Raw genomic sequence first — 24,558 nt, 5'->3', positions numbered from 1 at the left:
TAGACTGGTTCTAACAAGTTCGGATGACTAGCTAAAATGCAGTCGTCGCGACCAGCGCAAAGAGGGCTAAATGGGAATCAACCAAGGGCCTATCAGCCTCGACCAGAAATACACCCAGGGCACCGGCCACGTCTTCATGACCGGCATCCAGGCGCTGGTTCGCCTGCCCATGGCGCAGATCAGACGCGACCGCGCCGCAGGCCTCAACACGGCAGGCTTCATCTCCGGCTATCGCGGTTCCCCCCTCGGCGGCTACGACCAGCAGCTGTTCGCCGCCCGCAAGCATCTCGAGCAGTACAACATCAAATTCCAACCCGGCGTGAACGAGGATCTCGCGGCCACCGCGATCTGGGGCTCGCAGCAGCTCGCGCTGTCGCCGGGCGCCAAATATGATGGCGCGGTCGGCATCTGGTACGGCAAGGGCCCCGGCGTCGACCGCTGCGGCGACGTGTTCCGCCACGGCAATGCGGCCGGCTCCGCCAAGCATGGCGGCGTACTTTGTCTCGCCGGCGACGACCACGGCGCAAAATCCTCCACCGTCCCGCATCAGTCCGACCACGCCTTCATCTCCGCGCTGATGCCCTACCTCTATCCATCCAGCATCCATGAGATGATCGAGATGGGCCTCCTGGGTATCGCGATGTCGCGTTACTCCGGCTGCTGGGTCGGCATGAAGGTGATCACCGAGACGGTCGAGACCACCGCCGAGATCGACCTGACCGACGAGATGACGCCGTTCATCATTCCGGCCGATTTCGAGCTGCCGCCCGGCGGCCTCAACATCCGCTGGCCCGACGACCGTTTCGAGCAGGACCGCAGGCTGCAGGACTACAAGGGCTTTGCCGCGATCGCCTTTGCCCGCGCCAACAAGGTCAACCGCATCACCATGGATTCGCCGAACGCGCGCTACGGCATCATGGCCTCGGGCAAGAGCTATGAGGACATCCGCCAGGCGCTGCGCGAGCTTGGCATCACGCCTGACATCGCCGCCAAGATCGGCCTCCGCCTCTACAAGATCGGCATGCCGTGGCCGCTGGAGCCGGAAGGCGTGCGCAACTTCGCCGTCGGCCTCGAGGAGATCTTCATCGTCGAGGAGCGCCGCGAGATCGTCGAGAACCAGGTCAAGCAGGAGCTGTTCAACTGGCGCGACGACGTGCGCCCGCGCATCGTCGGCAAGATGGACGATCACGACAAGCGCTTCCTGACCTTCGCCGCCGAGCTCAGCGTGGCCTCGCTTGCGAGCTCGCTCACCGAACGGCTGCTTCGACTTAATCTCAATCCTGAAATCGCCGAGATGCTGCGCGCCAAGGCCGACTGGTTCAACGGCCGCCAGTCGACGCAGATGCAGGCAACCGCACCCGTCACCCGCACACCGTATTTCTGTTCGGGCTGCCCGCACAACACGTCGACCAAAGTGCCGGAAGGCAGCCGCGCGCTGGCCGGCATCGGCTGCCACTTCATGGCGCTGTGGATGAACCGCTCGACCGAGACCTTCACCCATATGGGCGGCGAGGGCGTGCCGTGGGTCGGCATCGCGCCGTTCACCAACGAGAACCACATCTTCGCCAATCTCGGCGACGGCACCTATTTCCACTCCGGCATCCTCGCGATCCGCCAGGCGATCGCCTCCAAGGCCAACATCACCTACAAGATCCTCTACAACGACGCGGTCGCGATGACCGGCGGCCAGCACCATGACGGCGATCTCTCGCCGCAAAAGATCACCTTCCAGCTCCACGCCGAAGGCATCCGCGAGATCTATCTGGTCTCGGAAACTCCCGACGCTTATCCGGCCGATACGATCGCGCCCGGCGTCAAGCTCTACCACCGCGACGAGCTCGAGAACGTCCAGAAGATGTGCCGCGATACCAAGGGCACCTCGGCGATCGTGTTCGTGCAGACCTGCGCCGCCGAAAAGCGCCGCCGCCGCAAGCGCGGCCTGATGGAGGATCCGCAGCGCCGCGTGCTGATCAATCCGGCGGTCTGCGAGGGATGCGGCGATTGCTCGGTGCAGTCGAACTGCATCTCGGTCGAGCCGCTGGAGACCGAGCTCGGGCGCAAGCGCACCATCAACCAGTCGACCTGCAACAAGGACTATTCCTGTGTGAAGGGATTCTGTCCGTCCTTCGTCACGGTCGACGGCGGCAAGCTCAGGCGGCGCGCGCCGCCGGATCTCGGCAGCATCGACAATCTGCCGGAGCCGGCCTCGAAGCCCGCGCTCGACCGGCCCTACAACATCGCGGTCGGCGGCGTCGGCGGCACCGGCGTGCTGACCATCGGCGCGCTGCTCGGCATGGCCGCTCATATCGAGGGCAAGGCCTCGATGATCCTCGACATGTCCGGCCTCGCGCAGAAGGGCGGCGCGGTGCTGAGCCACGTCCGGCTCTCCGAGCACACCGCCGACGTGACTTGTTCGCGCATCGTGACCGGCACGGCCGATCTGGTGCTCGCCGCCGACGAGGTCGTGGCGGCCTCGAAGGACACCATCACGCTGTGCGATGCCAGCCGCACCGTCGGCATCATCAACAGCCACGTGATCCCGACCGCGGATTTCATCCTCAACCGTGACTTCAACTTCCAGAGCCGCAAGGTCAACAGTGTGCTGGAGACCGAGCTGCGCAAGGACTCCGCCTTCTTCGACTTCACTAAGCCGGCCGAGGCGCTGCTCGGTGACTCCATCGCCACCAACATCATGATGATGGGCTTTGCCTATCAGCGCGGGCTGCTGCCGTTGTCGGCAGAAGCAATCCAGCAGGCGATCGAGGTTAACGGCGTCTCGATCAAGATGAACACGCAGGCGTTCCAGCTCGGCCGCCTGGCCGCGGCCGACCCGGCGCGGCTCGCCGCGATGATGAAGGCCGACGACGAGGTCGCGCCGCCGAAGACGCTGGATGCGATGTCGCTCGACGAGATCATCACCCATCGCATGGCGCTCCTGACCAATTACCAGAACGCGCGCTTGGCAAAGCGCTATCGCAAGCTGGTCGATCAGGTGCGTGACGCCGCCACCAAGGGCGGCTATGGCGAGGCGTTGCCGCGCGCGGTCGCGATCAACTACGCCAAATTGCTCGCCTACAAGGACGAGTATGAGGTGGCGCGGCTGTTCACCGATGGTCGCTTCGAGAAGCAGCTGCGCGACCAGTTCGAGGGCGAGTTCAAGTTCAACTTCAATCTCGCGCCGCCGATCCTCGGCGGCGGCCTCGATGCGCAGGGCCGTCCGAAGAAGCGCGCCTTCGGTTCGTGGATGATGTCGGCCTTCAGGGTGATGGCGCGGTTCCGCTTCCTGCGCGGCACGCCGCTCGACATCTTCGGCTACAACGCCGACCGCAAGCTCGAGCGCGATCTGATCGCGGGCTACGAGAAGGATGTCGCGACGGTGCTGGGTCTGCTGTCGCCGCTCAATCACGACATCGCGGTCGAATTGCTGTCGCTGCCCGAGCGCATCCGCGGCTACGGCCCGGTGAAGGAGAAGGCGATCAACGAGGCGAAGGTTCGCTACGCGCAACTCGCCGCCGACCTCGCGAGCCCGCCGCCCGCGCCGCGGCAGCTGGCGGCGGAGTAATGTAGCCACATAACGGATGTCGTCCCGGGCAAGCGCAGCGCGACCCGGGACCCATAACCACCGCAGTTCATTGTTGCGCGATGCTGGGGCCACAGCTTCATCTCGCAACGGAGCCCTGTGGTTATGGGTCCCGGCTTTCGCCGGGACGACACCTGTTGTGTCGGCCGCACGGTGCATACGCTGACAGTCTCGCCTGACGGAATATTTCCGCGCTTGCCAAGGCCGCTACGGCGGTTCAGAAAAACGCTGGAGCCAGGAAACGCCAGCGGAGAGCGATTTGACCATCAAGGGCAAGGCCTACATTGCCGGGATCTACGAACATCCCACCCGGCACGCACCGGATAAATCAACAGCACAGCTGCACGCCGAGGTCGCCAAGGGTGCGATCGAGGACGCCGGGCTCACCAAGGATGACATCGACGGCTATTTCTGCGCCGGCGACGCGCCGGGCGGGCTGTGGCCGATGGTCGATTATCTCGGGCTCAACACCAAGAAGCTGCGTCACATCGACTCCACCGAGACCGGCGGCTGTTCCTATCTGATCCATCTCGGCCACGCCGCCGAGGCGATCGCCGCCGGCAAATGCTCGGTCGCGCTGGTCACGCTGGCGGGCAAGCCGCGCACCGGCCCGATGCCGCCGCGTGCGTCGGGTGCCGAGGCCGATTTCGAATCCGCCTACGGGGCTACCACGCACAATGCCTACGGCATGTGTGCCATGCGCCATATGCACGACTACGGCACCACCTCCGAACAGCTCGCCTGGATCAAGGTCGCGGCCTCGCATCACGCGCAATACAATCCGCATGCGATGCTGAAGGAGGTCGTGACCGTCGAGGACGTGCTGAACTCGCCGATGATCTCCGATCCGCTGCACCGGATGGATTGCTGCGTCGTCACCGACGGCGGCGGCGCGATGATCGTCACCACGCCGGAGATCGCCAAGAGCCTGAAGAAGCCGCTGGTGCGGCTGATCGGCCATGGCGAGGCGGCGAAGGGCCCGCGCGGCGGCAAGGATCTCGACCTGACGTATTCCGCCGGCGTGTGGTCCGGCCCGCGCGCCTTCGAGGAAGCGGGCGTGACGCCGAAGGACATCAAATACGCCTCGATCTATGACAGCTTCACCATCACTGTGCTGATGCAGCTCGAGGATCTCGGCTTCTGCAAGAAGGGCGAGGGCGGCAAGTTCGTCGCCGACGGCAATCTGATCTCGGGCGTCGGCAAGTTGCCGTTCAACACCGACGGCGGCGGGCTGTGCAGCAACCATCCCGTCAATCGTGGCGGCATGACGAAAATCCTCGAGGCTGTGCGCCAGTTGCGCGGCGAGGCGCATCCGAAGGTGCAGGTGAAGAACTGCGACCTCGCGATCGCCCACGGCACCGGCGGTCTGCTCGGCGTTCGCCACGCCGCCTCAACCTGCATTCTGGAGCGTGCGTGATGTCTGAAGCGAAGAAGTACAATGCCCCCGTGACCAACCCGGAGACCGCGCCGTTCTGGGAAGCGGCGAAGGCGGGCAAGTTCATGATCAAGCGCTGCACCACCTGCGGCGAAGCGCATTACTTCCCGCGCGCGATCTGCCCGTTCTGCTTCTCCGACAAGACGGTGTGGGAGGAATCAAGCGGCGAGGCCACGGTCTACACCTACAGCCTGATGCGGAAGTCGCCGACCGGTCCCTATGCGATCGCCTATGTGACGCTGAAGGAAGGCCCGTCGCTGCAGACCAACATCGTCGATTGCGATCTGGAGAAGGTGAAGATCGGCCAGAAGGTGAAGGTGGTGTGGAAGCCGACCGACGGCGCCCCGCTGCCGTTCTTCACGCCGGCCTAGCCTCAAAAGTACCTTCCCCCCTTGCGGGGGAAGGTGGCAGCGCAGCTGCCGGAAGAGGGGTTTCTCTCCGCGAGAGATGTGTTTGTGGAGATACCCCTCTCCCAAGCGAGTTCGTGTTTGACATCGGTGCAGCCCTCTCCCGCAAGGGGAGAGGGCGCAATAACGGGTAGCGCCGAAGAGAGACAACAATTCGGGGAGGAAACAACAATGCCGATCGTGTACGAACAGCTGATGGCCCTGAAGAATCTCGGCCAGAAATACAGCTACAGCGACCGCGAGGTGATGCTGTACGCCTATGGCATCGGGCTCGGCGCCGATCCGATGGACGAGAGGGAGCTCGCCTTCGTCAACGAGGGCGTGCTGACGCCGCGCCCGCTCAAGGTGGTGCCGACATTTGCCTCGGTCGCCGCCTGGGGCGCCGGTCCCGGCGAGATGAATCTGAACCGCGTGATGGTGGTCGACGGCGAGCGCGACATCACCTTCCACAAGCCGTTCGCGATCGCGGCCCATATCACCGCCGACTCGACCGTGCTCGACGTGTTCGACAAGGGCAAGGACAAGGGCGCGGTGATCCGCCACCAGACCGTGCTGAAGGACGAGAAAGGCGACAAGCTCGCAACGCTGGTCGCTTCGCGCTTCGCCCGTGGCGATGGCGGCTTCGGCGGACCGTCCGACGGCCAGCCCGAGCCGCACAAGGTGCCGGAGCGCGCGCCGGACAAGGTCGTCGACATCACGACGCGGCCCGACCAGGCGCTGGTCTACCGGCTCTGCGGCGATCGCAACCCGCTGCACTCCGATCCGGAGTTCGCTAGGAAGGCCGGCTTCCCGCGGCCGATCCTGCACGGCATGTGCACCTACGGCATCACCTGCCGCGGCGTGCTGCAGACCTATGCGGACTACGATCCATCCGCCTTCAAGCAGCACGTGGCGCGGTTCTCCTCGCCGGTGTTTCCCGGCGAGACCGTGACCATGGAGTTGTGGAAGGACGGCAACGTCGTATCGTTCGAAGCCAAGGTGAAATCGCGCGGCGTCACCGTGATCAAGAGCGGCAAGACGGTGCTGGCGTAGCCACATCCGACGGCCGTTGACTCCCTCGCCCCGCTCTTGCGGGGAGAGGGTGGGGTGAGGGGCCTTCTCCGCAGCGATGGTCTTGCGGTTAGACCTGTACCCCCTCAACCGGATCGCATCTTGCGATGCGATCCGACCTCTCCTCGCAAGCGGGGCGAGGTTAAGGAAGAAAACAATAAACGGAGAAACAACCATGGGATTGCTCGACGGCAAGGTGGCGCTGATCACGGGCGCCGGCGGCGGATTGGGTGAAGCCTACGCAAAGCTGTTCGCGCGCGAGGGTGCGGCTGTCGTGGTCAACGATCTCGGCGGGCCGCGCGACGGCTCGGGCTCCGACAAGTCGATGGCCGACAAGGTGGTCGACGCGATCAAGGCCGAGGGCGGCCGCGCGGTTGCCAATGGCGCCGACATTTCGACCTTGGCGGGCGGCCAGTCGGTGTTCGACGACGCCATCAAGCATTTCGGCCGCGCCGACATCCTGGTCAACAACGCCGGCATCCTGCTCGACGAGACCTTCCACAAGGCCAAGGAAGCCAACTGGGACAGGGTGATGAAGGTGCATCTGAAGGGCACCTTCTGCTGCACCCAGCCGGTGTTCAAATGGATGCGCGACAATGGCGGCGGCGTCATCGTCAACACGTCGTCGACCTCGGGCCTGATCGGCAATTTCGGCCAGACCAATTACGGCGCGGCCAAGGGCGGCATCTGGGGCCTCTCCAACGTGCTGGCGATCGAGGGCCGCAAGTACAACATCCGAATCTGGACCCTGGCGCCGGGCGCGCTGACCCGAATGACCGCAGACCTGCCCCGCTACAAGGAGAACCCGGGCACGGCGCTCGGGCCGGATGGCATCGCGCCGGCCGTGCTCTACATGGTCAGCGACTTGTCGGGCGACCAGACCGGCAAGGTTCTCGGCGTTTCGGGCCCGCGCGGCGTCCGCGAGATGCGGATGATGGAGACGGACGGCTGGAAGCCGCCATTTACCGGCTGGAAGGCCGAGGATATCGCCACGCACGCCAAGGAGATCTTCTTCTCCGAGGAGCAGATCAGGATGGGCGCGCGGCGGTTCTAGGCTAAAACGTCATTCCGGGATGGTCCGAAGGACCAGACCCGGAATCTCGAGATTCCGGGTTCGCCCTCACGGGCGCCCCGGAATGACGAAAGAGGATAGAGGCAGATAATGACAAAACTCACCGCCCAGGCCGCAGGAACCTTTGCGATCGCGCCGACCCCGTTCCACGACGAGGGCCGTATCGACGAGGCATCGATCGACCGGCTGACCGATTTCTACACCGAGGTCGGCTGCGACGGCGTCACCGTGCTGGGCATTTTGGGCGAGGCGCCGAAGCTCGATGCCGCCGAGGCCGAGCAGGTCGCGCTGCGCTTCGTCAAGCGCGCCAAGAAGCTGCAGGTGATCGTCGGCGTCTCGGCGCCGGGCTTTGCCACGATGCGCTCGCTGGCGAAGAAGTCGATGGATGCGGGCGCCGGCGGCGTGATGATCGCGCCGCCGCCGCATCTGCGCACCGACGACCAGATCATCGGTTACTTCAAGCAGGCCCAGGAGGCGATCGGCGACGATATTCCCTGGGTGCTGCAGGATTATCCGCTGACGCTGACCGTCGTGTTCACGCCCGCGGTGGTCCGCAAGATCGTGATGGATTCGCCGTCCTGCGTGATGCTCAAGCACGAGGACTGGCCGGGCCTGGAGAAGATCTCGACGCTGCGCAACTTCCAGAAGGACGGTTCGCTGCGGCCGCTGTCCATTTTGGTGGGCAATGGCGGCCTGTTCCTCGATTTCGAGATGGAGCGCGGCGCCGACGGTGCGATGACCGGCTATGCTTTCCCGGAGTTGCTGATCGACGTCGTCAACCTGTCGAAGGCCGGCAAACGCGATGCCGCGCACGACCTGTTCGACGCGCATCTGCCGCTGATCCGCTACGAGCAGCAGCCCGGCGTCGGGCTGACGGTGCGCAAATACGTGCTGCAGAAGCGCGGCATCATCTCGTCCAGCGCCCAGCGCAAGCCGGGGGCGGTGATCACGCCGCAGGCGAGGGCGGAAGTCGACTATCTGCTCTCCCGCGTGGCGCGGGTCGATCGCCGCGCCAATCTGCAACCGCAATCCAGTGCAGCAGGCTAATCATGACCGAGATCGTTGCTCCGCGCCTTGCCTCGACCGTGCTGTTGCTGCGTGACGGCACGTCAGCGCGCGAAATTGAAATTTTCATGATGGTCCGCCATCACCAGATCGAGTTCAATTCGGGCGCGCTGGTGTTTCCGGGCGGCAGCGTCGACAAGAACGACAAGGAGATCGCGGCCGATCCGGCGCTCTATTCGGGCGGGGAAGGCCTCGACGCCGACGCACTCGGCTTCCGCATCGCGGGGATCCGCGAGACTTTTGAAGAAAGCGGCATCCTGCTGGCGCGGCCGCAGGGCTTGAAGGATCTGGTCGATGCCAGGCGCGCGAGCGAGATCGCGACCGCGCATCGCGCGGCCCTGAACGAAGGCAAGATCACCTTCCACAAGGTGCTGACCGACAACGGCATGGTGTTGGCGCTCGACGCGCTCGTGCCTTACGCGCACTGGATCACGCCGGAGGGCATGCCGAAGCGGTTCGATACCTGGTTCTTCCTCGCCGCCGCACCGCCCGAGCAGCTCGGCGCCCATGACGGTAAGGAATCCACCGACTCGATCTGGGTATCGCCGCGCGAGGCGCTGGAGGGCGGCGAGACCGGCCGCTTCAAGCTGCCGTTCCCGACCACGCGCAACCTGATCAAGCTCGGCAAGCAGCCGAATGTCGGCGCCGCGCTCGCCGACAGCAAGGGCAAGCCGATCGTCGCGGTGATGCCCGTGATGACCAAGACCGCCACCGGCCGCCAGCTCCGCATCCCCAAGGAAGCGGGCTATGACGGCGAGGTGTTCGAGGTCGGGGCGCTGGGGTAGTTCCGTCCTCGCACAGACCCGTCATCCTGAGGTGCGCCCCGTTGGGCGCCTCGAAGGATCGACGGCCACCAGCCGGGCCGCGCATCCTTCGAGGCTCGCTCCGCTCGCACCTCAGGATGACGGTTCGGCATCTTCACGCTTCTTCTGTAACGAAGTCGCGGCGCAGTACATTCGGTGTCGTCCCGGCCTAGTGCGCAATTGCGCACGGGAGCCGGGACCCATAGCCACCGATGTCCATTGTTGCGCGACGCTGGGGCCACACCTTTTTCCAACAATACAACCCTGTGGTAATGGGTCCCGGCTTTCGCCGGGACGACGATGGGAAAGAGAATCGCTTTCTCCACACTTCGGCCTGTAGCGAAGTATCATTCCTTCCCGCCGACGTAGGCTCCGTCTCAACATCGAGGCGGAATCTGCAACATGACCACCACCACATCGCGACAACCCGGCATGGCCTCCGAACTGGCCCTGCTGCTCGCGCTCGCCACCCTGTGGGGCGGCTCCTACACCTTCATCAAGCTTGGCGTTGCGACCATCCCGCCGATCACGCTGATCGCGGCGCGCACCGCGATCGCGGGGCTGCTGCTGCTCGTCATCATGCAGATGCGCGGCGTGACGATGCCGACGGATGGCGCGAGCTGGCGCCGCTTCATCTTCCAGGCCTGCCTCAACAGTGTCATCCCGTGGACGCTGATCGCCTGGGGCGAGCGCTACGTCGATGCCGGGCTCGCCACCATCCTCAATTCGGCCTCGCCGATCTTCACCTTCCTGTTCACCGCCGCGATCACCCGCCATGAGGCGGCGAGCCCGCGCAAACTGTTCGGGGTGATCGCCGGCATGGCCGGCATCTGCCTGATCGTCGGCGTCGATGCATTCCGCGATCTCGGCGAGGGGATCGTGGCCGAGGTCGCGATCGTCGCCGCCACCATCTGCTACGCCTGCGCCGCGATCTTCAGCCGCGGCTTCAAGGGGCTCGATCCGATGGCGCCTGCCGCCGGCTCGCTGATCGCGGGCGCCGCGATCCTCACGCCGCTCAGCCTCGCCGTCGAGCGGCCGTGGACGCTGACGCCCTCGACGAGCTCGCTTCTCGCTCTGCTGGCGCTTGCGGTGTTCTCGACCGCGATCGCCTTCGTGATCTACTTCCGCCTGATCCAGACCCTCGGCTCGGTCGGCACCACGGCGCAGGCCTATCTGCGGGTGCCGATCGGGGTTGCGCTCAGCGTCGCATTTCTGGGCGAGCGGTTGAGCCCGACGGCGTGGATCGGGCTCGCCTGCGTCGTGATCGGCGTCGCCGCGATGACGATTCCGGTGCGAAGGATCGCAACGGCCTGAGGTCATCGCCGCGATGACGATTCCGGCGCGAAAGATCGCCACGGCCTGAAGTTTCGCCAGCCGAAACCGGCGCCTTGCTGCCGCCGGCCAGTCCCTGCATCCTGCCCGCAACGAGATCACAGGGTAGGGAAAAGGGACGATGCTGCGGCGGATCAGCCTCATTGCCGGTGCGTGCCTGGCGTGGCTGGCGACGGCGGATGTGGTGCGCGCGCAGGATTTTCCGAGCCGGCCGATCCGCATCGTGATTCCCTATGCGCCGGGGAGCGTCGCCGACGTGTTCGCGCGCATCGTCGCACAGGACATGCAGGAGCAGTGGAAGGGCACGATCGTCGTCGAGGCCAAATCCGGCGCCAACGGCTCGATCGCGGCCGAGGAGGTCGTGCGCGCCGCGCCCGACGGCTACACGTGGCTGTTGGAACGACCTTCTTCACCGCAAGCCCGGCGCTCAGCACGCAGCTGCGCTGGGATCCGGTCAAGGACTTCGCGCCGGTCGGCCAGATTTGCCTCGCGCCGAACTTCTTCATCGTGCCGGCCTCGCTGCCGGTGAAAACCGTCGCCGACTACGTCGTGCTCGCCAAGGCCAAGCCGGGCACGCTGAACTACAGCCATCCCGGCAAGGGCTCGACCGGCCATCTCGGCTTCGAGCTGTTCAAGCGGCTGGCCGGGATCGACGTCACCGCGATCGGCTATCGCGGCTATCCGCAGATGGTGCCCGACATCGCAAGCGGCCTGATCACCTCGAGCTTCCTGTCGGCCAACCAGGCGCTGGCCCAGGTGCAGTCCGGCAGCATCCGGATCATCGGCGCGATCAGCGACGGCCGCTCGAAGTATTTCCCCGATGTGCCGACCTTGGCCGAGCAGGGCTATGCCGAGGCGCAGGTGACGCCCTGGTTCGGCTTCGTGGTGCCGTCGGCCACGCCGCGGCCGGTGGTCGAACGTATCAGCGCGGCGCTGGAAACGGCGCTGACCTCCGCCGCGGTGCGGCAAAAGCTCGATGTCGCCGGCTGCGACGCCAGGAGCGCGCCGCTTGGGCGCTTCGCCGACATCATCAAGGCGGATGTCGCCCTCTGGGCCAGGGTGGTCAAGGAAGCCGGCATCCCGCCCGACTAGGCCCGGCGTCGCCCTGTGCCGGAATCAGCCACCGGCTGCTATCATCGGGGTGACACAGATCACACCGCCGGCCGGCTCAGCCGCCTAGCATGTTTACCCAAAGCCCGTATTTTCCCGTATATTGGGCGTATTGGACCCCGGCCTTGATGACATGACCGCTGAATTGCCGCCGAATTCGCAAGCGCCGCGTGCGTTCTCCCTCTCAATTGGCCAGCTCACATTCGGCAGCTTCCTGCTGGTGCTGGCTGTGATCATCATCACATCCACGGCCAGCGTCATCGCGATCCGCCACATCGATACGACCTTTGCCGAGCTGCAGCGCCTGCAAAGCGTCGGCGACATCGCGGAGGACATCGACCGGCGCACCAACGAGCTGCGGCTGGCGGCGCGGGACTTCGTCACCGAGCCCGGCAGCCAGTCGCAGTCGGCCCAGGTCGCGCAGGCGGCCCAGTCGCTGAGCGAAATCCTGAAAAAGACCCGGATCGAGCTGGCGCCCGAGCAGCAGGACATGATCGACGGCGTCACCCAGCGGCTCGCGACCTATCGCGGCGGGATCGAGCGCATCTCGGCGCTGCTCAGCCGCCGCGCCGAGATCGTCGCCGGGCTACCGGCGCTGCGCGACGCCTTCGACAAGGCGGTCGACTCGAGCGGCGATGCGGCGCTGGCCAACGCGCTGTCACAGGACCAGAGCCGGATTGCCACCGCGCTCCTGGCGCACAACACTTCCGCCGCCGAGCAGGCCGCGCAAAGCATGCGGGCGATGACCGTCACCGACCCCGCCTTGCGCCGCGCCGTCGACAATTATGCCGAGGCGATCATCGCGGTCTCGGTCCGCGAGGGCCAGATCGCCGATATCGACCGGGAGGTGCTCGGCGCCGAAGGCCGGCTGATTCAGAAGGTGACCGAGCTGTTGCGCGAGCTCTCCAGCCGTCGCGGCCATGTGCTGGCGCGCGATTTTGCGCGGACGCTGGCGGAAGCGAAATGGCAGAGCATCGTGCTCGGCACGGCGGGCGTGCTGATCGGCCTGTTCGCCTCGGTGCTGGTGGTTCGCCGCACCGTCCGCCCGCTCGCCAGGATCGCCGGATCGATCCGCAAGGTCGCGGGCGGCGAGAAAAGCGCGTTCATTCCCGGCGCCGATCTCGACAACGAGATCGGCGACATCGCGCGCGCCGCCGAAGTGTTCCGCCAGACCCTGGTCGACGCCGACAACGCCCGCGAGGCGGCGCTGCGCGCGCTCGCCGAGCAGCGGCTCGCCGAGGAGAGCTACCACAAGCTGTTCGAGGCGTCGGTCGAGGGCATCTACGTCACGACGCCGGGCGGCACGCTGCTCAACGCCAATCCGGCGCTGGCACGGATGATGGGCTATGCCACGCCGCAGGACCTGATCAACGGCATCGACGACATCGCAACCACCGTCTATGTCGATCCGGCGGCGCGGGAGCAGTATCAGAAGCTGATGCAGCGCGACGGCACGGTGCGCGACTACGAATACCAGGTGCGCGCGAGCGACGGCACCATATTGTGGCTGTCGGATTCCGCGACCGTCGTACGCAACGACGAGGGCGAGGTGACCCGCTACGAGGGCACGGTGCGCGACATCACCGACCAGAAGCGCGCCGAAGACGCCATCGCCGAAGGCCGCCGCATGCTGCAGATGGTCATCGACACGGTGCCCGCCGTCATCAACGTCAAGAACAGCGAGCTGCGCTATGTGATGATGAACCGCTACATGGCGGGAATCTTCGGCATCGACCCGCAGGACGCGCTCGGCCAGACCACCGCCGAGCTGATGTCGCGCTACGGCGCGGCCAAGACCGACGAGAACGACAAGCGTGTGCTGTCGGTGCGGCGCGAGCTCGGCTTCTATGAAGAGGAGTACAAGGACTCGGCGGGCAACATGCGGCAATGGCTGGTCAACAAGCTGCCGATCCTGGACTCGCAGGGTGACATCGAGAACATCGTCACTGTCGCGCTCGACATCGGCGATCGCAAGCGCTCCGAGCAGGAGATGCGCAAGGCAAAGGACTCCGCCGAGGCCGCGCTGCGCAATCTGCGCGAGACCCAGAATTCGCTGATCGAGGCCGAGAAGCTCGCAGCGCTCGGCCGTCTGGTGGCCGGCGTCGCCCACGAGGTCAACAATCCCGTCGGCATCAGCCTGACGGTGGCGTCCGCACTGGAGCGCAAGACCGCGATCTTCGCGACCCAGGTCGAGCGCGGCGATTTGCGCCGCTCCAGCCTCAACGATTTCCTCAACACGGCGCGCGACGCGTCCTCGCAGCTCGTCGCCAACCTCAATCGCGCCGCGGAACTGATCCAGTCGTTCAAGCAGGTCGCCGCCGACCGCAACTATTCGGACCAGCGCACCTTCGATCTCGGCGACCTCACCGAGCAGGTGGTGATGAGTCTGCGGCCCGGTCTGCGCAAGCACAATCTGACGCTCAACGTCGATTGCGAGCCGAACCTGATCATGAATTCCTATCCGGGGCCGTACGGCCAGGTGCTGACCAACCTGTTCCTCAACGCGGTCGCGCATGCGTTCCCAGACGGCAAGGCCGGCGAGGTCGAGATCCAGGTGCATGCGTCCGGCGGCGACAATGTCGAGGTGATCTTCGCCGACAATGGTTGCGGCATGAGCCTCGATGTCCGCCGCCGCGCCTTCGATCCGTTCTTCACGACGCGGCGCGACCAGGGCGGCACCGGCCTCGGCCTCCACATCGTCTACAGCATCGTCACCACACGGCTCGGCGGACGGCTCTCGCTCGACTCCGCGCCGGGCAACGGCACGCGCATCCAGATGATCCTGCCGCGCGTCGCGCCGCTGGAGCAGGCCGCGGAGTAGGTGGGACTCGCGGTGGCCGGAACGTCATTCGCTTTTGCTCCGTCATCCTGAGGTGCGAGCGGAGCGAGCCTCGAAGGATGCACGGCCCCGCTGGTGGCCGTCGATCCTTCGAGACGCGCGCAAGAGCGCGCTCCTCAGGATGGCGGGTCCAACAAGCGCTCAAACACGACTAGAGCATTTTCCGACCGGAATGAATCGGGTGGGGATTCCCAAAACGGCGCGAGTCAGATTCAAGCTGCATGCTGGCGAGGGAGGCCAGCATGTATGGCCAGGGCGCTTTCGGTTGATCTTCGTCAAAGGGTGATAGCCGCGATTGACGGTGGCATGTCCTGTCGACAGGCTGCTGAGCGCTTTGGTGTCAGCGCGGCCAGTGCGATCCGCTGGCGCGGTCGCCTCAAGGAAGTTGGCGACATCGTTCCTAAACGCCAGGGCGGTGACCGCAAATCGCAGCGCATCGAAGCGCATTCGCAATTGATTCTGGAGGCAGTGACAGCGAAGCCGGATATCACGCTCGCCGAGTTGCGAGAACTGTTGAAACGTCGTGGAATATCGACTGGCATCGCGTCGCTCTGGCGTTTTTTCCAGCGCAGAAAGATCACACTTAAAAAAAGACAGCGCACGCCGCCGAGCAACGGCGCGGCGATATAAATGCCGCGCGTGAGGAGTGGTTCGAAGGGCAAATCGATCTTGACCCTGAGCGTCTCGTCTTCATCGACGAAACCAGCGCCAACACCAAAATGGCGCGGCTTTACGGCCGCTCGCCACGCGGCGAGCGATGTCGTGCAGCTATCCCACACGGACATTGGAAGACGACGACATTCACCGCTGGATTGCGCTCCGACGGTCTGATCGCGCCGCTTGTTCTGGACGGTCCAATGGATGGCGACGCTTTCCTGGCCTACGTCGAGCAATTGCTCGCCCCATCGCTGCGGCCGGGCGATACCGTTATCATGGACAACTTGCCCGCTCACAAGGTCCATGGCGTTCGAGAGGCCATCCGGGCGGTCGGAGCAAGCCTGCTCTATCTTCCGCCCTACAGTCCAGACTTCAACCCGATCGAAATGGCCTTCTCTAAACTGAAAGCCCTGTTGCGGGCCGCCGCAGCGCGCACCATGCCCGATCTCTGGCAAGCAATCGCCAACGCTCTCAAGCGCTTCTCACCCGAGGAATGCCAAAATTATCTCGTCGCGGCTGGTTACGACGCAACGTGATCGGAAAATGCTCTAGTCGAACGCAATCTCGTCGCGCCTAATTGATATCCGCGAGCTTGTGCAGCGTGGCGCCGAAGATCAGGCTGGCCTTGCCGACCAGCGCGGTGCCGCTCATGGTGCCGCGGGTGTCGGTGAAGGTGCCGGAGACACCGATGCCGACCGGCGCGGGCCCGCCGAACAGCGGGTTGTCGGTGTCGCGCGGCGTGGTGTGGCGTTGCACAAGGACCTCGCCCTTGAAGGCGTCACCTTTCACGGTGTAGCTGCCGGTGTAATATAGGTAGGCGTCGCCGCCCAGAATCTGGCCGTCGCGGAAGAGAATGACGCCGCTGCCCTTGCCGACGCGACCGTCCAGCAGGGTGACGTGAATTGAATAGAGCCCGTTCTTCATGACGTCCCGTTTGCTGGCCGCCGCCCACGGCAAGCCAGTTGGTTTTTTATGCCAAAGCGAGCAACCTCGTGCAATGCGGCAGGTTGATTCCCGGGTCTCCCCCGTTCGGGTAACCCTCGGTTCCTGCCAGGCAGTGTGACGGCGCGATGACAGCGGACCGTGCGCGCGAATCAAAGTGGCCCGCGAAATGCATAGCTCTGGTTGCACTGGCCGGTGAGTGCTGGAGCGAACACATGACAGACTGGATTGAGTCCGGCGGCCGTTTGGCGCGCCCTCGCAGTGCCAATGGAACTTCGGCCCGTCGTGCGGGCCTCATGATGGTGGTCCTCGGGTTGACGATGTCGGTGTTGGTGGCCGCCGTGCAAATCGCGCAGGCGCGCGATCCCGACGGCCGCTACGCCAATTCGCCGCTCAAGGAATGGTTCGACCGTCTGCGCAGCGGCAAGGGGCCGTGCTGCTCGGATGCCGACGGCAGCGCGGTCAGCGATGTCGATTGGGAATCCAAGGACGGGCACTATCGCGTGCGGCTCGATGGTGCATGGATCGACGTCCCCGACGAGGCCGTGGTCACCGAGCCCAACCGGGTCGGCCGCGCCATGGTCTGGCCGATCAAGAGCTACATGGGCGTGACGATCCGCTGTTTCATGCCGGGCAGCATGACGTAGCGAAGCGGTTCGTCGCTCACACGTATTTCTTGTCGCGCTCGAGCAGTTCGATCGAGATGCCCTGCGGGCCGCGGATGAAGCAGATCCGCACGCCGGGGCGGATCGTGGTCGGCTCCTTGGTGAACTCGACACCCTTGGCCTTGATCTCTGCCGCGACCGCGTCGATGTCCTTCACGGTCAGTCCGAAATGATCGAGCCCCTGATAGGGCGTCACCGGCGCGGCGTTGACGCCGTCGCCTTGCGTCACCTCGGCGATGAACACCTTGGCGCCGCCGAGCTGGACGTCGATCCGGCCGGGGCCGCGGATGATCTCGCCGCCGAGAATGTCGCGCAGCCAGGTTGCGGTGGCCTCGGGATCGGGGCTGCGCAGATGGACGTGGTCCCAGGTGACGACAGGCATTGCGATCTCCTTGTTGTTCTTGCGCCGCTGGAGGGCACGGCACGCGCTCTCGCGCGCGAACGTAGCGAGCGGCCCGCCGTGACGCCATCCCTCCGTCACCGCAGTCGCAAGATTGTCGTCCCGGAATGAAACCATTCCGCCCCTCAGAGATTGTTTCTCGCGTGGCCGCTCGACCTGCGGCCGTCCGGAAGCCGCTTGGCGCGATGCCTGCGTGGCTTCCTCGGTGTGCGGCGGCTCGATCGGGCGTCCAGGGGGTGAGGGCACCACGATGCAGATCGGCTTGTCGTTTCAAAGGACTGCCGCCGGACGTCTCGGTCAGGGCGGCTTCTATGCCAGCCTGCTGCTGTCGGTCATCGCCATTGCCGGGATCGCCGCGTGGTTCATGCTCCCCGAGCCGAGCGATGCCGGGGACCAGGAGCTGTGGCCGATCTCGCCCGCCGTCATCCGCACTGCGCAGTACACATCGACCGAGGCCGAGCCCGCTCAGCCCGCAAAGGCCGCCCCCACCGCGCTGGCAGATGAGCCGGCCACAGTCGGCATGGCGACCGCCCCGCAGGCGGTCGAGGCGGCGAAGCCGCCCGAGCAAGGCGCCGAACGGTCGCCGCTGGAGAAGCTGCGGATCGCCTCGCAATCATGGCGGCGCGGCGGGCTGGGCTCGAAGGCGCTGGTGACCCTGACGCTGCGCAACGCCAATGATTTCGCGGTCAAGGACATCGAGATCGCCTGCGCCTTCATCCGCCGCGACGGCAGCCCCCTGACCGAGCGCAAGCGGCTGATATCAGACACCATTGCCATGAAAAGCCGCAAGACCTACTCGCGGATGCTGATCGGGTTCGTCAACGTTAACGCAAGCAAGGCGAAATGCTCTGTCGTGACCGCCAGCCGTGTTTAATCCCCATTCCCGAAAAAGTGACCGGGAATTGACTTGCCGGGTGAACCGTAACGGCCAGGCAGGAACTAACTAATAAGCCGACCGTTAGAGAACGACCCGGGAGCGCGATGGCGTCTGTCCGGGTGATCATGCGCAGACGATGAGTTCGTTGCGCGATGACTGATGTCGTCGCGTCGAGATGAACCGCGCCCGAGGCGCGGGGGGAGCTTCCAAATGCCTGTGGCGCGTTATTTCCTGTACATGGGTGGTGTGCTGCTTGCGCTGCTCTTCGTCGTCAACCTCGTGGTGCCGCAAGAGGCCGTCGTCACCAGCCAGGGCCTGTCGTCGCCCGGCGTCGACAAGACCATGGTGCGCATCAAGTCGACCCAGAAATTGCCGGAGCGGGTGGTGTACGACACCAGTGTGCCGGCCATCGTTCCGCCGCAGGTGAACGCCGTCGCCGCTGCAGCCCCGCCGGCTGACCGCGATGCGTCGGCGCAGTCCCGCGTCCGCAATACGTTCGCCCAGTTCATTCCGCCGGAGAAGGCTGACGCGGGCAAGGGGCCGGTCGTGGCCGAAGCCAAGCCGGCCGAGCAGCCGGCGCAGGCCCAGCCGCAGGCACCGAAGAAGCGCAAGGTCGCGCGGTACCACCCCCATCCCCAGCAGCCGATGCGGCTGGCGCAGCCCGGGATGTACCAGCCCTACCGTATCGCGCAGCAGCAGCCGCGCATGGGCTTCTTTGGCGGCTTCGGGACCTGGTAAGCGGGATTTCCGTAGCCCACATCGATACGCCGCCGCGAATGCTCGCGGCGGCATTTTCATGTCCGCGATATCAGGCCGGTCGCCGGGCGCCGATTGCGCAGGTGGCGCGCTACGCGGTTACCGCGGCAGGCGCGGAATCTTGTCGGCAAAACCGTTGTAGCAGGTCAGCCGCTCGTCCTCTTCCTTGACGAAGCGGCATTCATTGACGCCCTTGGCAGGCGCCGCCTTCGGCTTGGGCTGCGGCTTGAAGATCTCGTCGTAGCAGAGCAGCCGCTCCTTGGTGGCGTCGTCGATGTCGCCGCAGGCCTGGAGCTTCTGCGCGACCGATTGCGGCTTGCCGGGCGCGGGCGGCTTCTCGCCCTTCTTGGCCGCCGGCTTCTTGCCGACCTGGACCAGCGGCTTGTCGCCGATCATGGGCTGGGCGGCCGCCGCCGGCTTGTCGGCCGCGGCAGGTGGGGTGGTGCCTTGGGCAAGCGCGGCAGCCGGATACAGGAGCGCCAGCGCGAGAATGATCTGTCTCATGTCGAAATGTCCGAAATGGCGTGATGACCGAAGGAGGGCGCCAGGGTCGGAAAGGCCGCGGCGTGGAACCGTGACTAACGCAAATTTTGGCTAAATCCTATCCCGGACTTGGCCTTTGGGGTATCAATCCACCGGCTCAGGCGGTGCCTATTTCGGCATGGCCTGCGCGACCAGGAACAGCGCGGCGGCACGTATTTTCGGGGCGTGGATCTGGCCGACAATCTGCAGCGCTCCAGCCACGTCGCCGGCCCTCGCGGTCGCTGCGGCAAGGCTACGCAGCGCGGTCTGCTGAGGCGGCGTTTCGGCCGGATCCGTCAGCAGCGACAGCGTCGTGCGGGCATCATCGGGCCAGCCGTTCGTGGCCTGCCAACTGGCGATGCTGGCGAGCATCATGTCCTTGTCGGTCACCGGCGTCAGCGATTTGGCGATGTCGAGGGCAAGCAGAAATTGCTTGGTCTCCAGCAGTGGAACGATGACCTGCGTATAGCCGACGAGGCGCTGGAGCTCGAATTGCGCGTCGGCAGTCTCCGCCTGCATCTGTTGCAGCGCCTGCTTGACCGGCTCGCCGTCGCCGCGCAGCGCCATCACTTTGATGATGGAGAAGCGAAGCGGGATTTCTCCGCCGCGTACCCTCAATTTGTCCAGGGCGGTGCGCAGATTCTTCTCGGCCTGGTCATAGAACTCCTTCGCGGATTTCGCATCGCTGCGCTTGGCGTAGGCACGCCCCAGGGCGACCTGCATGTCGGCCAGTTGCGATTCCGTGATGAAGCGCTGCTCCATCATCAGTGCACGGGCTTTCTCGATCTTGCCGACGTCTGCCAGCTCCTTCACCGCCTCGATCGCGATGACGCTGCGCGTGCCGTAGATGTTTTTTGGGTCGGGCGGCGGTTGCAGCCGATCGTCCAACGCCAGCGCCGTATCGAGATCGTCGGCCTTGACGAGGCTGCGCGCGAGCTCGGCGATTCCGATGAGCTGCGTCGACCCGCCGAAGGAGCCGACCAGATCAAGCGCCTGCTGTTTCTGGTTGGCGGCAACCAGTCCCTTGATGGCAATCAGGGCGTAGCTCGTCACGTTGGCGTTTTGCGCGGATTGCGACAGCTGTTGTGCCTCGGCGATGTCGGCGGCGGTGGCGTACTCGATATGAAGCAGCACGCTGGCCTGGATCAACACGTCCAGCCGCTCCTTGCCGGCGAGCGGCCTGCCGTTGCTGCTGAACGCCTCTTCGAGAACGCAGGCGCGCGTCGGCTTGCTCCGGCACGTCGCCCAGTCCGCATGGACCGGCAACGCGCCGCTCATTGCACACGCCAGTGACGCAAGCGCCGTCAACCAAAAGCGATGCCTGAAAACCGTCATTGTGCCCTCAATCTAGGCGTGCAGTCCGCCATGCTCGATAAGTTCCACACCTTGCAGAAGACCGCAAGTTGTCGCGCACGCTGCGCTTGCGCGGTCTGCCATTGCCTTTGGCAGGCCGGGCGGCTATGACCACGCCATCTGCGCGACTGGCGCTTGGATGGACCACCATCGGGGAGCGCAGAGACTGAACGCCGCGCGCCTGGGCACCGCTTCGAACCGGAGGTCCCATGACGGCGAATATTCTCGATGGGCATGCACATGCCCAAATTGTCATCGATCAGGTTGCAAGCGAACTGGACCGGCTGCCTCGCGCACCGGGGCTGGCGGTCGTGCTGGTTGGCTGTGACCCGGCGAGCCAGGTCTACGTGCAGAGCAAGGTCAGGATGGCCGAACGGCTCGGCCTGCGCGGCGAGGTCGAACGCCTGCCTGATGACGCCAGCGAGTCCGATCTGCTGGCCAGGATCGAGGCGCTCAACGCGCGTGACGATATCGACGGCATCCTCGTCCAGCTGCCGCTGCCGGCCCATGTCGACGCCTTGCGCGTGATGGCGGCGGTCGATCCCGCCAAGGATGTCGACGGCCTGCATGCCCTGAACGCAGGCCGGCTGTTTCACGGCGACGATGCGCTGGTGCCATGCACGCCGCTCGGCTGTCTCCGCCTGATCAAATCGATCCGGCCTGATCTCACCGGTGCGCATGCCGTGGTGATCGGCAGCTCCAACATCGTCGGCAAGCCGATGGCCGCGCTGCTGCTGCAGGAGCAGGCGACCGTGACGCAGACCCACATCCACACCCGCGGCATCAGCCAGATCTGCCGACAGGCCGATATCCTGGTCAGTGCGGTGGGGAAGGCTGGCCTCGTGCGCGGCGACTGGATCAAGCCGCAGGCCATCGTCATCGACGTCGGCACCACGCGCGTCGAGAAGCCGGACGGCGGCTACACGGTGTGCGGCGATGTCTCCTTCGACGAGGCGGTGCAGGTCGCCGGTGCGATCACGCCGGTGCCGCGCGGCGTCGGCCCGATGACGATCGCCTGCCTGATGGAGAACACCCTGAAGGCCGCCAAGGCGAGGGCGGCACGGCTGCAATAGCGCGGCATATGCGCCGCGTTGCGCGAGCGGCCGATACCGCTCGCGTCACGTCTTCGCATCCGGCGTCGCGTGCGCGAAGTTCATGACGTCAGAGGTCATGGAATGCCCGCAGCGATCGTCTATCGTCGTGCCGGAAAGCGGAGGTGCGCGATGCTGTATGCGGAAGATCTCACCGAAGGCCAGACGTTTGAGCTCGGCAGCTACACGATCGGCGAGGCCGAGATATTGGCGTTCGCCGGCAAGTATGACCCCGTGCCGATCCACACCGATCCCGCTGCGGCTGCGGCGGGTCCGTTCGGCGGCTTGATCGCCAGCGGCTTCAACACCATTGCGATCTATCAGCGCCTCGTGGTCGAGGCGATCTGGGGCAAGGTGGCGGGCATAGTCGGGCGGAGCCTGGAGATTCGATTGCCCAGTCCGGTCCGCCCGGGAGCCACGCTGACCGGCCAGTCGCAGATCCAGAGGATCACCATCAGGGCGGAGCGGCGCGACGCCGTCGTGATCTTCAGGACGGAGCTGGTCAACGACGAGCAGCGCCCTGTTCTTGTCGTCGTGCTCGACGCGCTGATTCACATGCGGCCGGCCGCGAAGGAGCGGGCGTAACGTCCGAGTTGATCGCCGATCGGGGGCCGTAGCCGGGATCATCGGGCTTGAAGCGATGTTGCTGGGACAAGTACCTTGCATTACATGGTACCTTGCTATATGTAGCTCCCAACACCCGCAGGAGTTCGATGGCGGAATCGACGATCCAGGTTCAGCTCAAGAAGGGAGCGCTCGAGATGTGCGTGCTGGCGCTGCTGGCCCGTGGCGAAAGCTATGCCTATGAGATCGCGAGCACGCTCGCTTCACGCATCGGCATGGGCGAGGGCACGATCTACCCCCTGATGCGCCGCATGCAGGATGACGGGCTGGTCGATACGCGCCTCGTCGAGTCGAGCAGCGGTCCGCCGCGGAAATATTACCGGCTGACGCCGGCGGGACGCGCGGCACTCACCGCCCAGAAGCGCGAATGGCAGGCGTTCACGGACGCGGTCGATCAGCTGCTCGGAGAGCGCAAATGAACCGGACGGCCTTCCTGCGACGTCTCTCCGACGGATTGGCCGGCCTTCCGGCGCGCGAGGCCGAGAGCGCCGGCAGGATCAGCGGCCTGCATGCGCTGCTGGTAAGCCGGGGCGGCAGGCTGGTGTTCGAGCACTACGGCAGGGGTGACGATGAGGCCGAAGGCCGCGGGCCGCTCGCCAACGTCGTGTTCGGCCCTGACGTGCCACACGACCTGCGTTCGGTCTCGAAGAGCGTGATCGGTCTTGCCTATGGCATTGCGCTTGCCGCCGGCAAGGTGCCGCCGCCGGAGGCGAAGCTGTACGACCAGTTTCCGCAATATGCCGATCTCGCGCGCGAGGCGGGCCGCGACCGCATCGCCATCCATCACGTGCTGTCGATGACGCTCGGGCTCGAATGGGACGAGCTCACCGTTCCCTATGGCGACGACCTGCGCAACTCGGAGATCGCGATGGAGGCGGCGCCCGATCGCTTCTGCTTCATCCTGGAGCGGCCGATTGTTGTGCCGAGCCCGGCACCAAATGGACCTATTGCGGCGGCGCGACCGCGATCCTGGGGCGCCTGATCTCGAACGGCACTGGCGAGGACTTGCTCGCCTATTGCCGCCGCGTCCTGTTCGATCCGTTGGGATTTGGCCCTGTGGACTGGGCGAAGGGAGTGGGCGACGGCCAGTATCGCGCGGCCTCGGGCCTGCGCCTGTTGCCGCGCGACCTCCTGAAGATCGGCGAACTCGTGCGCGCAGGCGGCGCGTGGGGCGGCCGGCAGATCGTGCCGCGCGACTGGCTGACGCGCGTGCTGGCGCCGGCGGTCGTGATGGAGAATGGCGGCCGCTACGGCTACCAATGGTATCTCGGCGCGTCCTTCGCTGCAGTATTGCCGCATCCCGAACGCTGGGCCGCCGGCATCGGCTGGGGCGGTCAGCGCCTCTATGTATTCCCCGCACTCGACCTTGTCGTCGCGCAATACTGCGGCAATTATGACAAGCCGGCGGCCGAACAGCGGCGCATCAATGATGCCATCATCGATGAGGTGGTGCTGCCCGGCATTTAGGCCGGCACTGCGCCGCAAGGCATTGGCTTGGACGGTGGCCGTGAAGAGCAGCAAGCAGAAGCGCGGGGAGATCGACGCCAAGCAGCGCAAGGCAGAGGAATGGCGCCGCTTGCAGGCGCAACGCGCCGCCGAGCAGCGCCGTCTCCGCGAATACAAGATTGCGCTGGCGCGCGGCGAAGTTCCGGTGGTGACGAGCGAGCTGGCGCCGTCGAACAGCTATTCGATCCCAGATTTCGTCGAGCGCGGTACCTATCGACCGGAGCCGTTCGTCTGCAAGGACTGCGGCGTTGCCGAGGTGTGGACTCCGTTGCAGCAGAAATGGTGGTACGAGACCGCCAAGGGCGACGTGTTCACCACGGCCGTGCGCTGCCGGGCCTGCCGCACCAGGGAGCGCGCACGCAAGACCGCCGCGCGCCGCGTGCATCTCGAAGGGCTCGCGAGGAAGAAGTCTCCCGCCTCGTAAGGGGCACGCTGCGCGCGGACAAGTTGCAACTCTCGCATCGATGGACAT

23 protein-coding genes, 1 pseudogene and 1 riboswitch are annotated in these 24,558 nt (G+C 65.4%); of the genes and pseudogenes, 20 read left to right on the top strand and 4 right to left on the bottom strand.

The window, feature by feature from the left end:
- Positions 1–70: 70 nt before the first annotated feature.
- The 11 genes and pseudogenes from HAP54_RS42420 (at position 71) to HAP54_RS42365 (ending at position 15,886) form a co-directional block, all read left to right on the top strand.
- Positions 71–3,562, top strand: coding sequence for an indolepyruvate ferredoxin oxidoreductase family protein (locus HAP54_RS42420; RefSeq protein ID WP_166297286.1), 3,492 nt, complete (start codon positions 71–73; stop codon positions 3,560–3,562).
- 277 nt (positions 3,563–3,839) lie between these two features.
- Complete coding sequence (locus HAP54_RS42415) at positions 3,840–4,997, top strand: thiolase domain-containing protein (RefSeq protein WP_166297284.1); 1,158 nt, start codon at positions 3,840–3,842, stop codon at positions 4,995–4,997.
- Positions 4,997–5,386, top strand: a complete 390-nt coding sequence (locus tag HAP54_RS42410; RefSeq protein ID WP_092114941.1) for a Zn-ribbon domain-containing OB-fold protein — start codon at positions 4,997–4,999, stop codon at positions 5,384–5,386. The genes HAP54_RS42415 and HAP54_RS42410 overlap by 1 nt, the downstream gene beginning before the upstream one ends.
- 207 nt (positions 5,387–5,593) lie before the next feature.
- Positions 5,594–6,454: a MaoC family dehydratase gene (locus HAP54_RS42405; protein WP_166297282.1), complete on the top strand. Its 861-nt coding sequence runs from the start codon at positions 5,594–5,596 to the stop codon at positions 6,452–6,454.
- 193 nt (positions 6,455–6,647) lie between these two features.
- Entirely contained in the window at positions 6,648–7,526 is an 879-nt protein-coding gene (locus HAP54_RS42400; protein WP_166297280.1) for an SDR family oxidoreductase, read from the top strand.
- A 108-nt stretch (positions 7,527–7,634) separates the two neighbouring features.
- Positions 7,635–8,591, top strand: coding sequence for a dihydrodipicolinate synthase family protein (locus tag HAP54_RS42395; RefSeq protein WP_166297278.1), 957 nt, complete (start codon positions 7,635–7,637; stop codon positions 8,589–8,591).
- 2 nt (positions 8,592–8,593) lie between these two features.
- Positions 8,594–9,394, top strand: a complete 801-nt coding sequence (locus HAP54_RS42390; protein ID WP_166297276.1) for an NUDIX hydrolase — start codon at positions 8,594–8,596, stop codon at positions 9,392–9,394.
- Between the two features lie 420 nt (positions 9,395–9,814).
- On the top strand, positions 9,815–10,726 hold the full coding sequence (locus HAP54_RS42385; RefSeq protein WP_166297274.1) for a DMT family transporter: 912 nt from the start codon (positions 9,815–9,817) through the stop codon (positions 10,724–10,726).
- A 139-nt stretch (positions 10,727–10,865) separates the two neighbouring features.
- A pseudogene (locus HAP54_RS42375) lies at positions 10,866–11,836 on the top strand (Bug family tripartite tricarboxylate transporter substrate binding protein).
- Between the two features lie 151 nt (positions 11,837–11,987).
- The gene (locus HAP54_RS42370; RefSeq protein ID WP_166297270.1) at positions 11,988–14,675 is read left to right on the top strand and encodes a PAS domain-containing sensor histidine kinase; all 2,688 of its coding nucleotides are present in this window, start codon (positions 11,988–11,990) and stop codon (positions 14,673–14,675) included.
- A gap of 264 nt (positions 14,676–14,939) precedes the next feature.
- Positions 14,940–15,886 (top strand): IS630 family transposase gene (locus tag HAP54_RS42365; protein WP_166293531.1). Its coding sequence is split into 2 segments (ribosomal slippage): positions 14,940–15,279 and positions 15,279–15,886, totalling 948 coding nucleotides; the frame shifts between segments, so codons are not numbered across the junction.
- 37 nt (positions 15,887–15,923) lie between these two features.
- Here the strand turns inward: HAP54_RS42365 and HAP54_RS42360 are convergent.
- Positions 15,924–16,274 carry a GrlR family regulatory protein gene (locus tag HAP54_RS42360; RefSeq protein WP_026192881.1) on the bottom strand — a complete coding sequence of 117 codons (351 nt, stop codon included), beginning with the start codon at positions 16,272–16,274 and terminating at the stop codon, positions 15,924–15,926.
- Between the two features lie 233 nt (positions 16,275–16,507).
- Here HAP54_RS42360 and HAP54_RS42355 point away from each other — a divergent pair, with 233 nt between their 5' ends.
- Positions 16,508–16,939, top strand: coding sequence for a hypothetical protein (locus HAP54_RS42355; protein ID WP_414645839.1), 432 nt, complete (start codon positions 16,508–16,510; stop codon positions 16,937–16,939).
- A 16-nt stretch (positions 16,940–16,955) separates the two neighbouring features.
- Here HAP54_RS42355 and HAP54_RS42350 read toward each other — a convergent pair whose 3' ends face one another.
- The gene (locus HAP54_RS42350; RefSeq protein ID WP_166215683.1) at positions 16,956–17,339 is read right to left on the bottom strand and encodes a VOC family protein; all 384 of its coding nucleotides are present in this window, start codon (positions 17,337–17,339) and stop codon (positions 16,956–16,958) included.
- A 268-nt stretch (positions 17,340–17,607) separates the two neighbouring features.
- On the opposite strand from HAP54_RS42350, the gene HAP54_RS42345 reads away from it, so the two are divergent.
- Positions 17,608–18,231, top strand: coding sequence for a hypothetical protein (locus HAP54_RS42345; protein WP_175619306.1), 624 nt, complete (start codon positions 17,608–17,610; stop codon positions 18,229–18,231).
- A gap of 213 nt (positions 18,232–18,444) precedes the next feature.
- The gene (locus HAP54_RS42340) at positions 18,445–18,972 is read left to right on the top strand and encodes a hypothetical protein (protein WP_175619305.1); all 528 of its coding nucleotides are present in this window, start codon (positions 18,445–18,447) and stop codon (positions 18,970–18,972) included.
- A 117-nt stretch (positions 18,973–19,089) separates the two neighbouring features.
- Here the strand turns inward: HAP54_RS42340 and HAP54_RS42335 are convergent, their stop codons facing one another.
- Together HAP54_RS42335 and HAP54_RS42330 are read right to left on the bottom strand one after the other, a co-directional pair.
- A complete protein-coding gene (locus HAP54_RS42335; protein WP_166205860.1) occupies positions 19,090–19,494 on the bottom strand; it encodes a hypothetical protein in 405 nt (134 codons plus the stop codon).
- Positions 19,495–19,641: 147 nt separating this feature from the next.
- Positions 19,642–20,847, bottom strand: a complete 1,206-nt coding sequence (locus HAP54_RS42330) for a hypothetical protein (RefSeq protein WP_176422106.1) — start codon at positions 20,845–20,847, stop codon at positions 19,642–19,644.
- 132 nt (positions 20,848–20,979) lie between these two features.
- Positions 20,980–21,059, top strand: a riboswitch (ZMP/ZTP riboswitch).
- A 15-nt stretch (positions 21,060–21,074) separates the two neighbouring features.
- Here HAP54_RS42330 and HAP54_RS42325 point away from each other — a divergent pair.
- From HAP54_RS42325 to HAP54_RS42300, 6 genes are all read left to right on the top strand, one after another.
- Positions 21,075–21,938, top strand: coding sequence for a bifunctional 5,10-methylenetetrahydrofolate dehydrogenase/5,10-methenyltetrahydrofolate cyclohydrolase (locus HAP54_RS42325; protein ID WP_166297266.1), 864 nt, complete (start codon positions 21,075–21,077; stop codon positions 21,936–21,938).
- 150 nt (positions 21,939–22,088) lie between these two features.
- On the top strand, positions 22,089–22,541 hold the full coding sequence (locus tag HAP54_RS42320) for a MaoC/PaaZ C-terminal domain-containing protein (RefSeq protein WP_166297264.1): 453 nt from the start codon (positions 22,089–22,091) through the stop codon (positions 22,539–22,541).
- A gap of 128 nt (positions 22,542–22,669) precedes the next feature.
- On the top strand, positions 22,670–22,999 hold the full coding sequence (locus HAP54_RS42315; protein ID WP_029081693.1) for a PadR family transcriptional regulator: 330 nt from the start codon (positions 22,670–22,672) through the stop codon (positions 22,997–22,999).
- Positions 22,996–23,562, top strand: coding sequence for a serine hydrolase (locus HAP54_RS42310; protein WP_210297464.1), 567 nt, complete (start codon positions 22,996–22,998; stop codon positions 23,560–23,562). The genes HAP54_RS42315 and HAP54_RS42310 overlap by 4 nt, the downstream gene beginning before the upstream one ends.
- Positions 23,472–24,047, top strand: coding sequence for a serine hydrolase domain-containing protein (locus HAP54_RS42305; RefSeq protein WP_339156926.1), 576 nt, complete (start codon positions 23,472–23,474; stop codon positions 24,045–24,047). Before HAP54_RS42310 ends, HAP54_RS42305 begins: the two co-directional genes overlap by 91 nt.
- A gap of 40 nt (positions 24,048–24,087) precedes the next feature.
- Positions 24,088–24,510: a zinc-ribbon domain containing protein gene (locus HAP54_RS42300; protein WP_166297262.1), complete on the top strand. Its 423-nt coding sequence runs from the start codon at positions 24,088–24,090 to the stop codon at positions 24,508–24,510.
- The last annotated feature ends 48 nt before the right edge of the window (positions 24,511–24,558 follow it).

The organism is Bradyrhizobium sp. 2S1, from assembly GCF_011516625.5.
Classification (GTDB): Bacteria; Pseudomonadota; Alphaproteobacteria; order Rhizobiales; family Xanthobacteraceae; genus Bradyrhizobium; species Bradyrhizobium septentrionale.
This window is presented reverse-complemented; position numbering and strand designations above follow the sequence as displayed.

Bases quoted from the DNA above. Each gene is read 5' to 3' on its own strand.
- HAP54_RS42325 (WP_166297266.1), top strand. From the start codon at position 21,075: ATGACGGCGAATATTCTCGATGGGCATGCACATGCCCAAATTGTCATC.
- HAP54_RS42320 (WP_166297264.1), top strand. From the start codon at position 22,089: ATGCTGTATGCGGAAGATCTCACCGAAGGCCAGACGTTTGAGCTCGGC.
- HAP54_RS42405 (WP_166297282.1), top strand. From the start codon at position 5,594: ATGCCGATCGTGTACGAACAGCTGATGGCCCTGAAGAATCTCGGCCAG.
- HAP54_RS42345 (WP_175619306.1), top strand. From the start codon at position 17,608: ATGCAGATCGGCTTGTCGTTTCAAAGGACTGCCGCCGGACGTCTCGGT.
- HAP54_RS42420 (WP_166297286.1), top strand. From the start codon at position 71: ATGGGAATCAACCAAGGGCCTATCAGCCTCGACCAGAAATACACCCAG.
- HAP54_RS42350 (WP_166215683.1), bottom strand. From the start codon at position 17,339: ATGCCTGTCGTCACCTGGGACCACGTCCATCTGCGCAGCCCCGATCCC.
- HAP54_RS42370 (WP_166297270.1), top strand. From the start codon at position 11,988: ATGACCGCTGAATTGCCGCCGAATTCGCAAGCGCCGCGTGCGTTCTCC.
- HAP54_RS42330 (WP_176422106.1), bottom strand. From the start codon at position 20,847: ATGACGGTTTTCAGGCATCGCTTTTGGTTGACGGCGCTTGCGTCACTG.
- HAP54_RS42400 (WP_166297280.1), top strand. From the start codon at position 6,648: ATGGGATTGCTCGACGGCAAGGTGGCGCTGATCACGGGCGCCGGCGGC.
- HAP54_RS42410 (WP_092114941.1), top strand. From the start codon at position 4,997: ATGTCTGAAGCGAAGAAGTACAATGCCCCCGTGACCAACCCGGAGACC.
- HAP54_RS42390 (WP_166297276.1), top strand. From the start codon at position 8,594: ATGACCGAGATCGTTGCTCCGCGCCTTGCCTCGACCGTGCTGTTGCTG.
- HAP54_RS42385 (WP_166297274.1), top strand. From the start codon at position 9,815: ATGACCACCACCACATCGCGACAACCCGGCATGGCCTCCGAACTGGCC.
- HAP54_RS42395 (WP_166297278.1), top strand. From the start codon at position 7,635: ATGACAAAACTCACCGCCCAGGCCGCAGGAACCTTTGCGATCGCGCCG.
- HAP54_RS42315 (WP_029081693.1), top strand. From the start codon at position 22,670: ATGGCGGAATCGACGATCCAGGTTCAGCTCAAGAAGGGAGCGCTCGAG.
- HAP54_RS42360 (WP_026192881.1), bottom strand. From the start codon at position 16,274: ATGAAGAACGGGCTCTATTCAATTCACGTCACCCTGCTGGACGGTCGC.
- HAP54_RS42335 (WP_166205860.1), bottom strand. From the start codon at position 19,494: ATGAGACAGATCATTCTCGCGCTGGCGCTCCTGTATCCGGCTGCCGCG.
- HAP54_RS42340 (WP_175619305.1), top strand. From the start codon at position 18,445: ATGCCTGTGGCGCGTTATTTCCTGTACATGGGTGGTGTGCTGCTTGCG.
- HAP54_RS42310 (WP_210297464.1), top strand. From the start codon at position 22,996: ATGAACCGGACGGCCTTCCTGCGACGTCTCTCCGACGGATTGGCCGGC.
- HAP54_RS42355 (WP_414645839.1), top strand. From the start codon at position 16,508: ATGACAGACTGGATTGAGTCCGGCGGCCGTTTGGCGCGCCCTCGCAGT.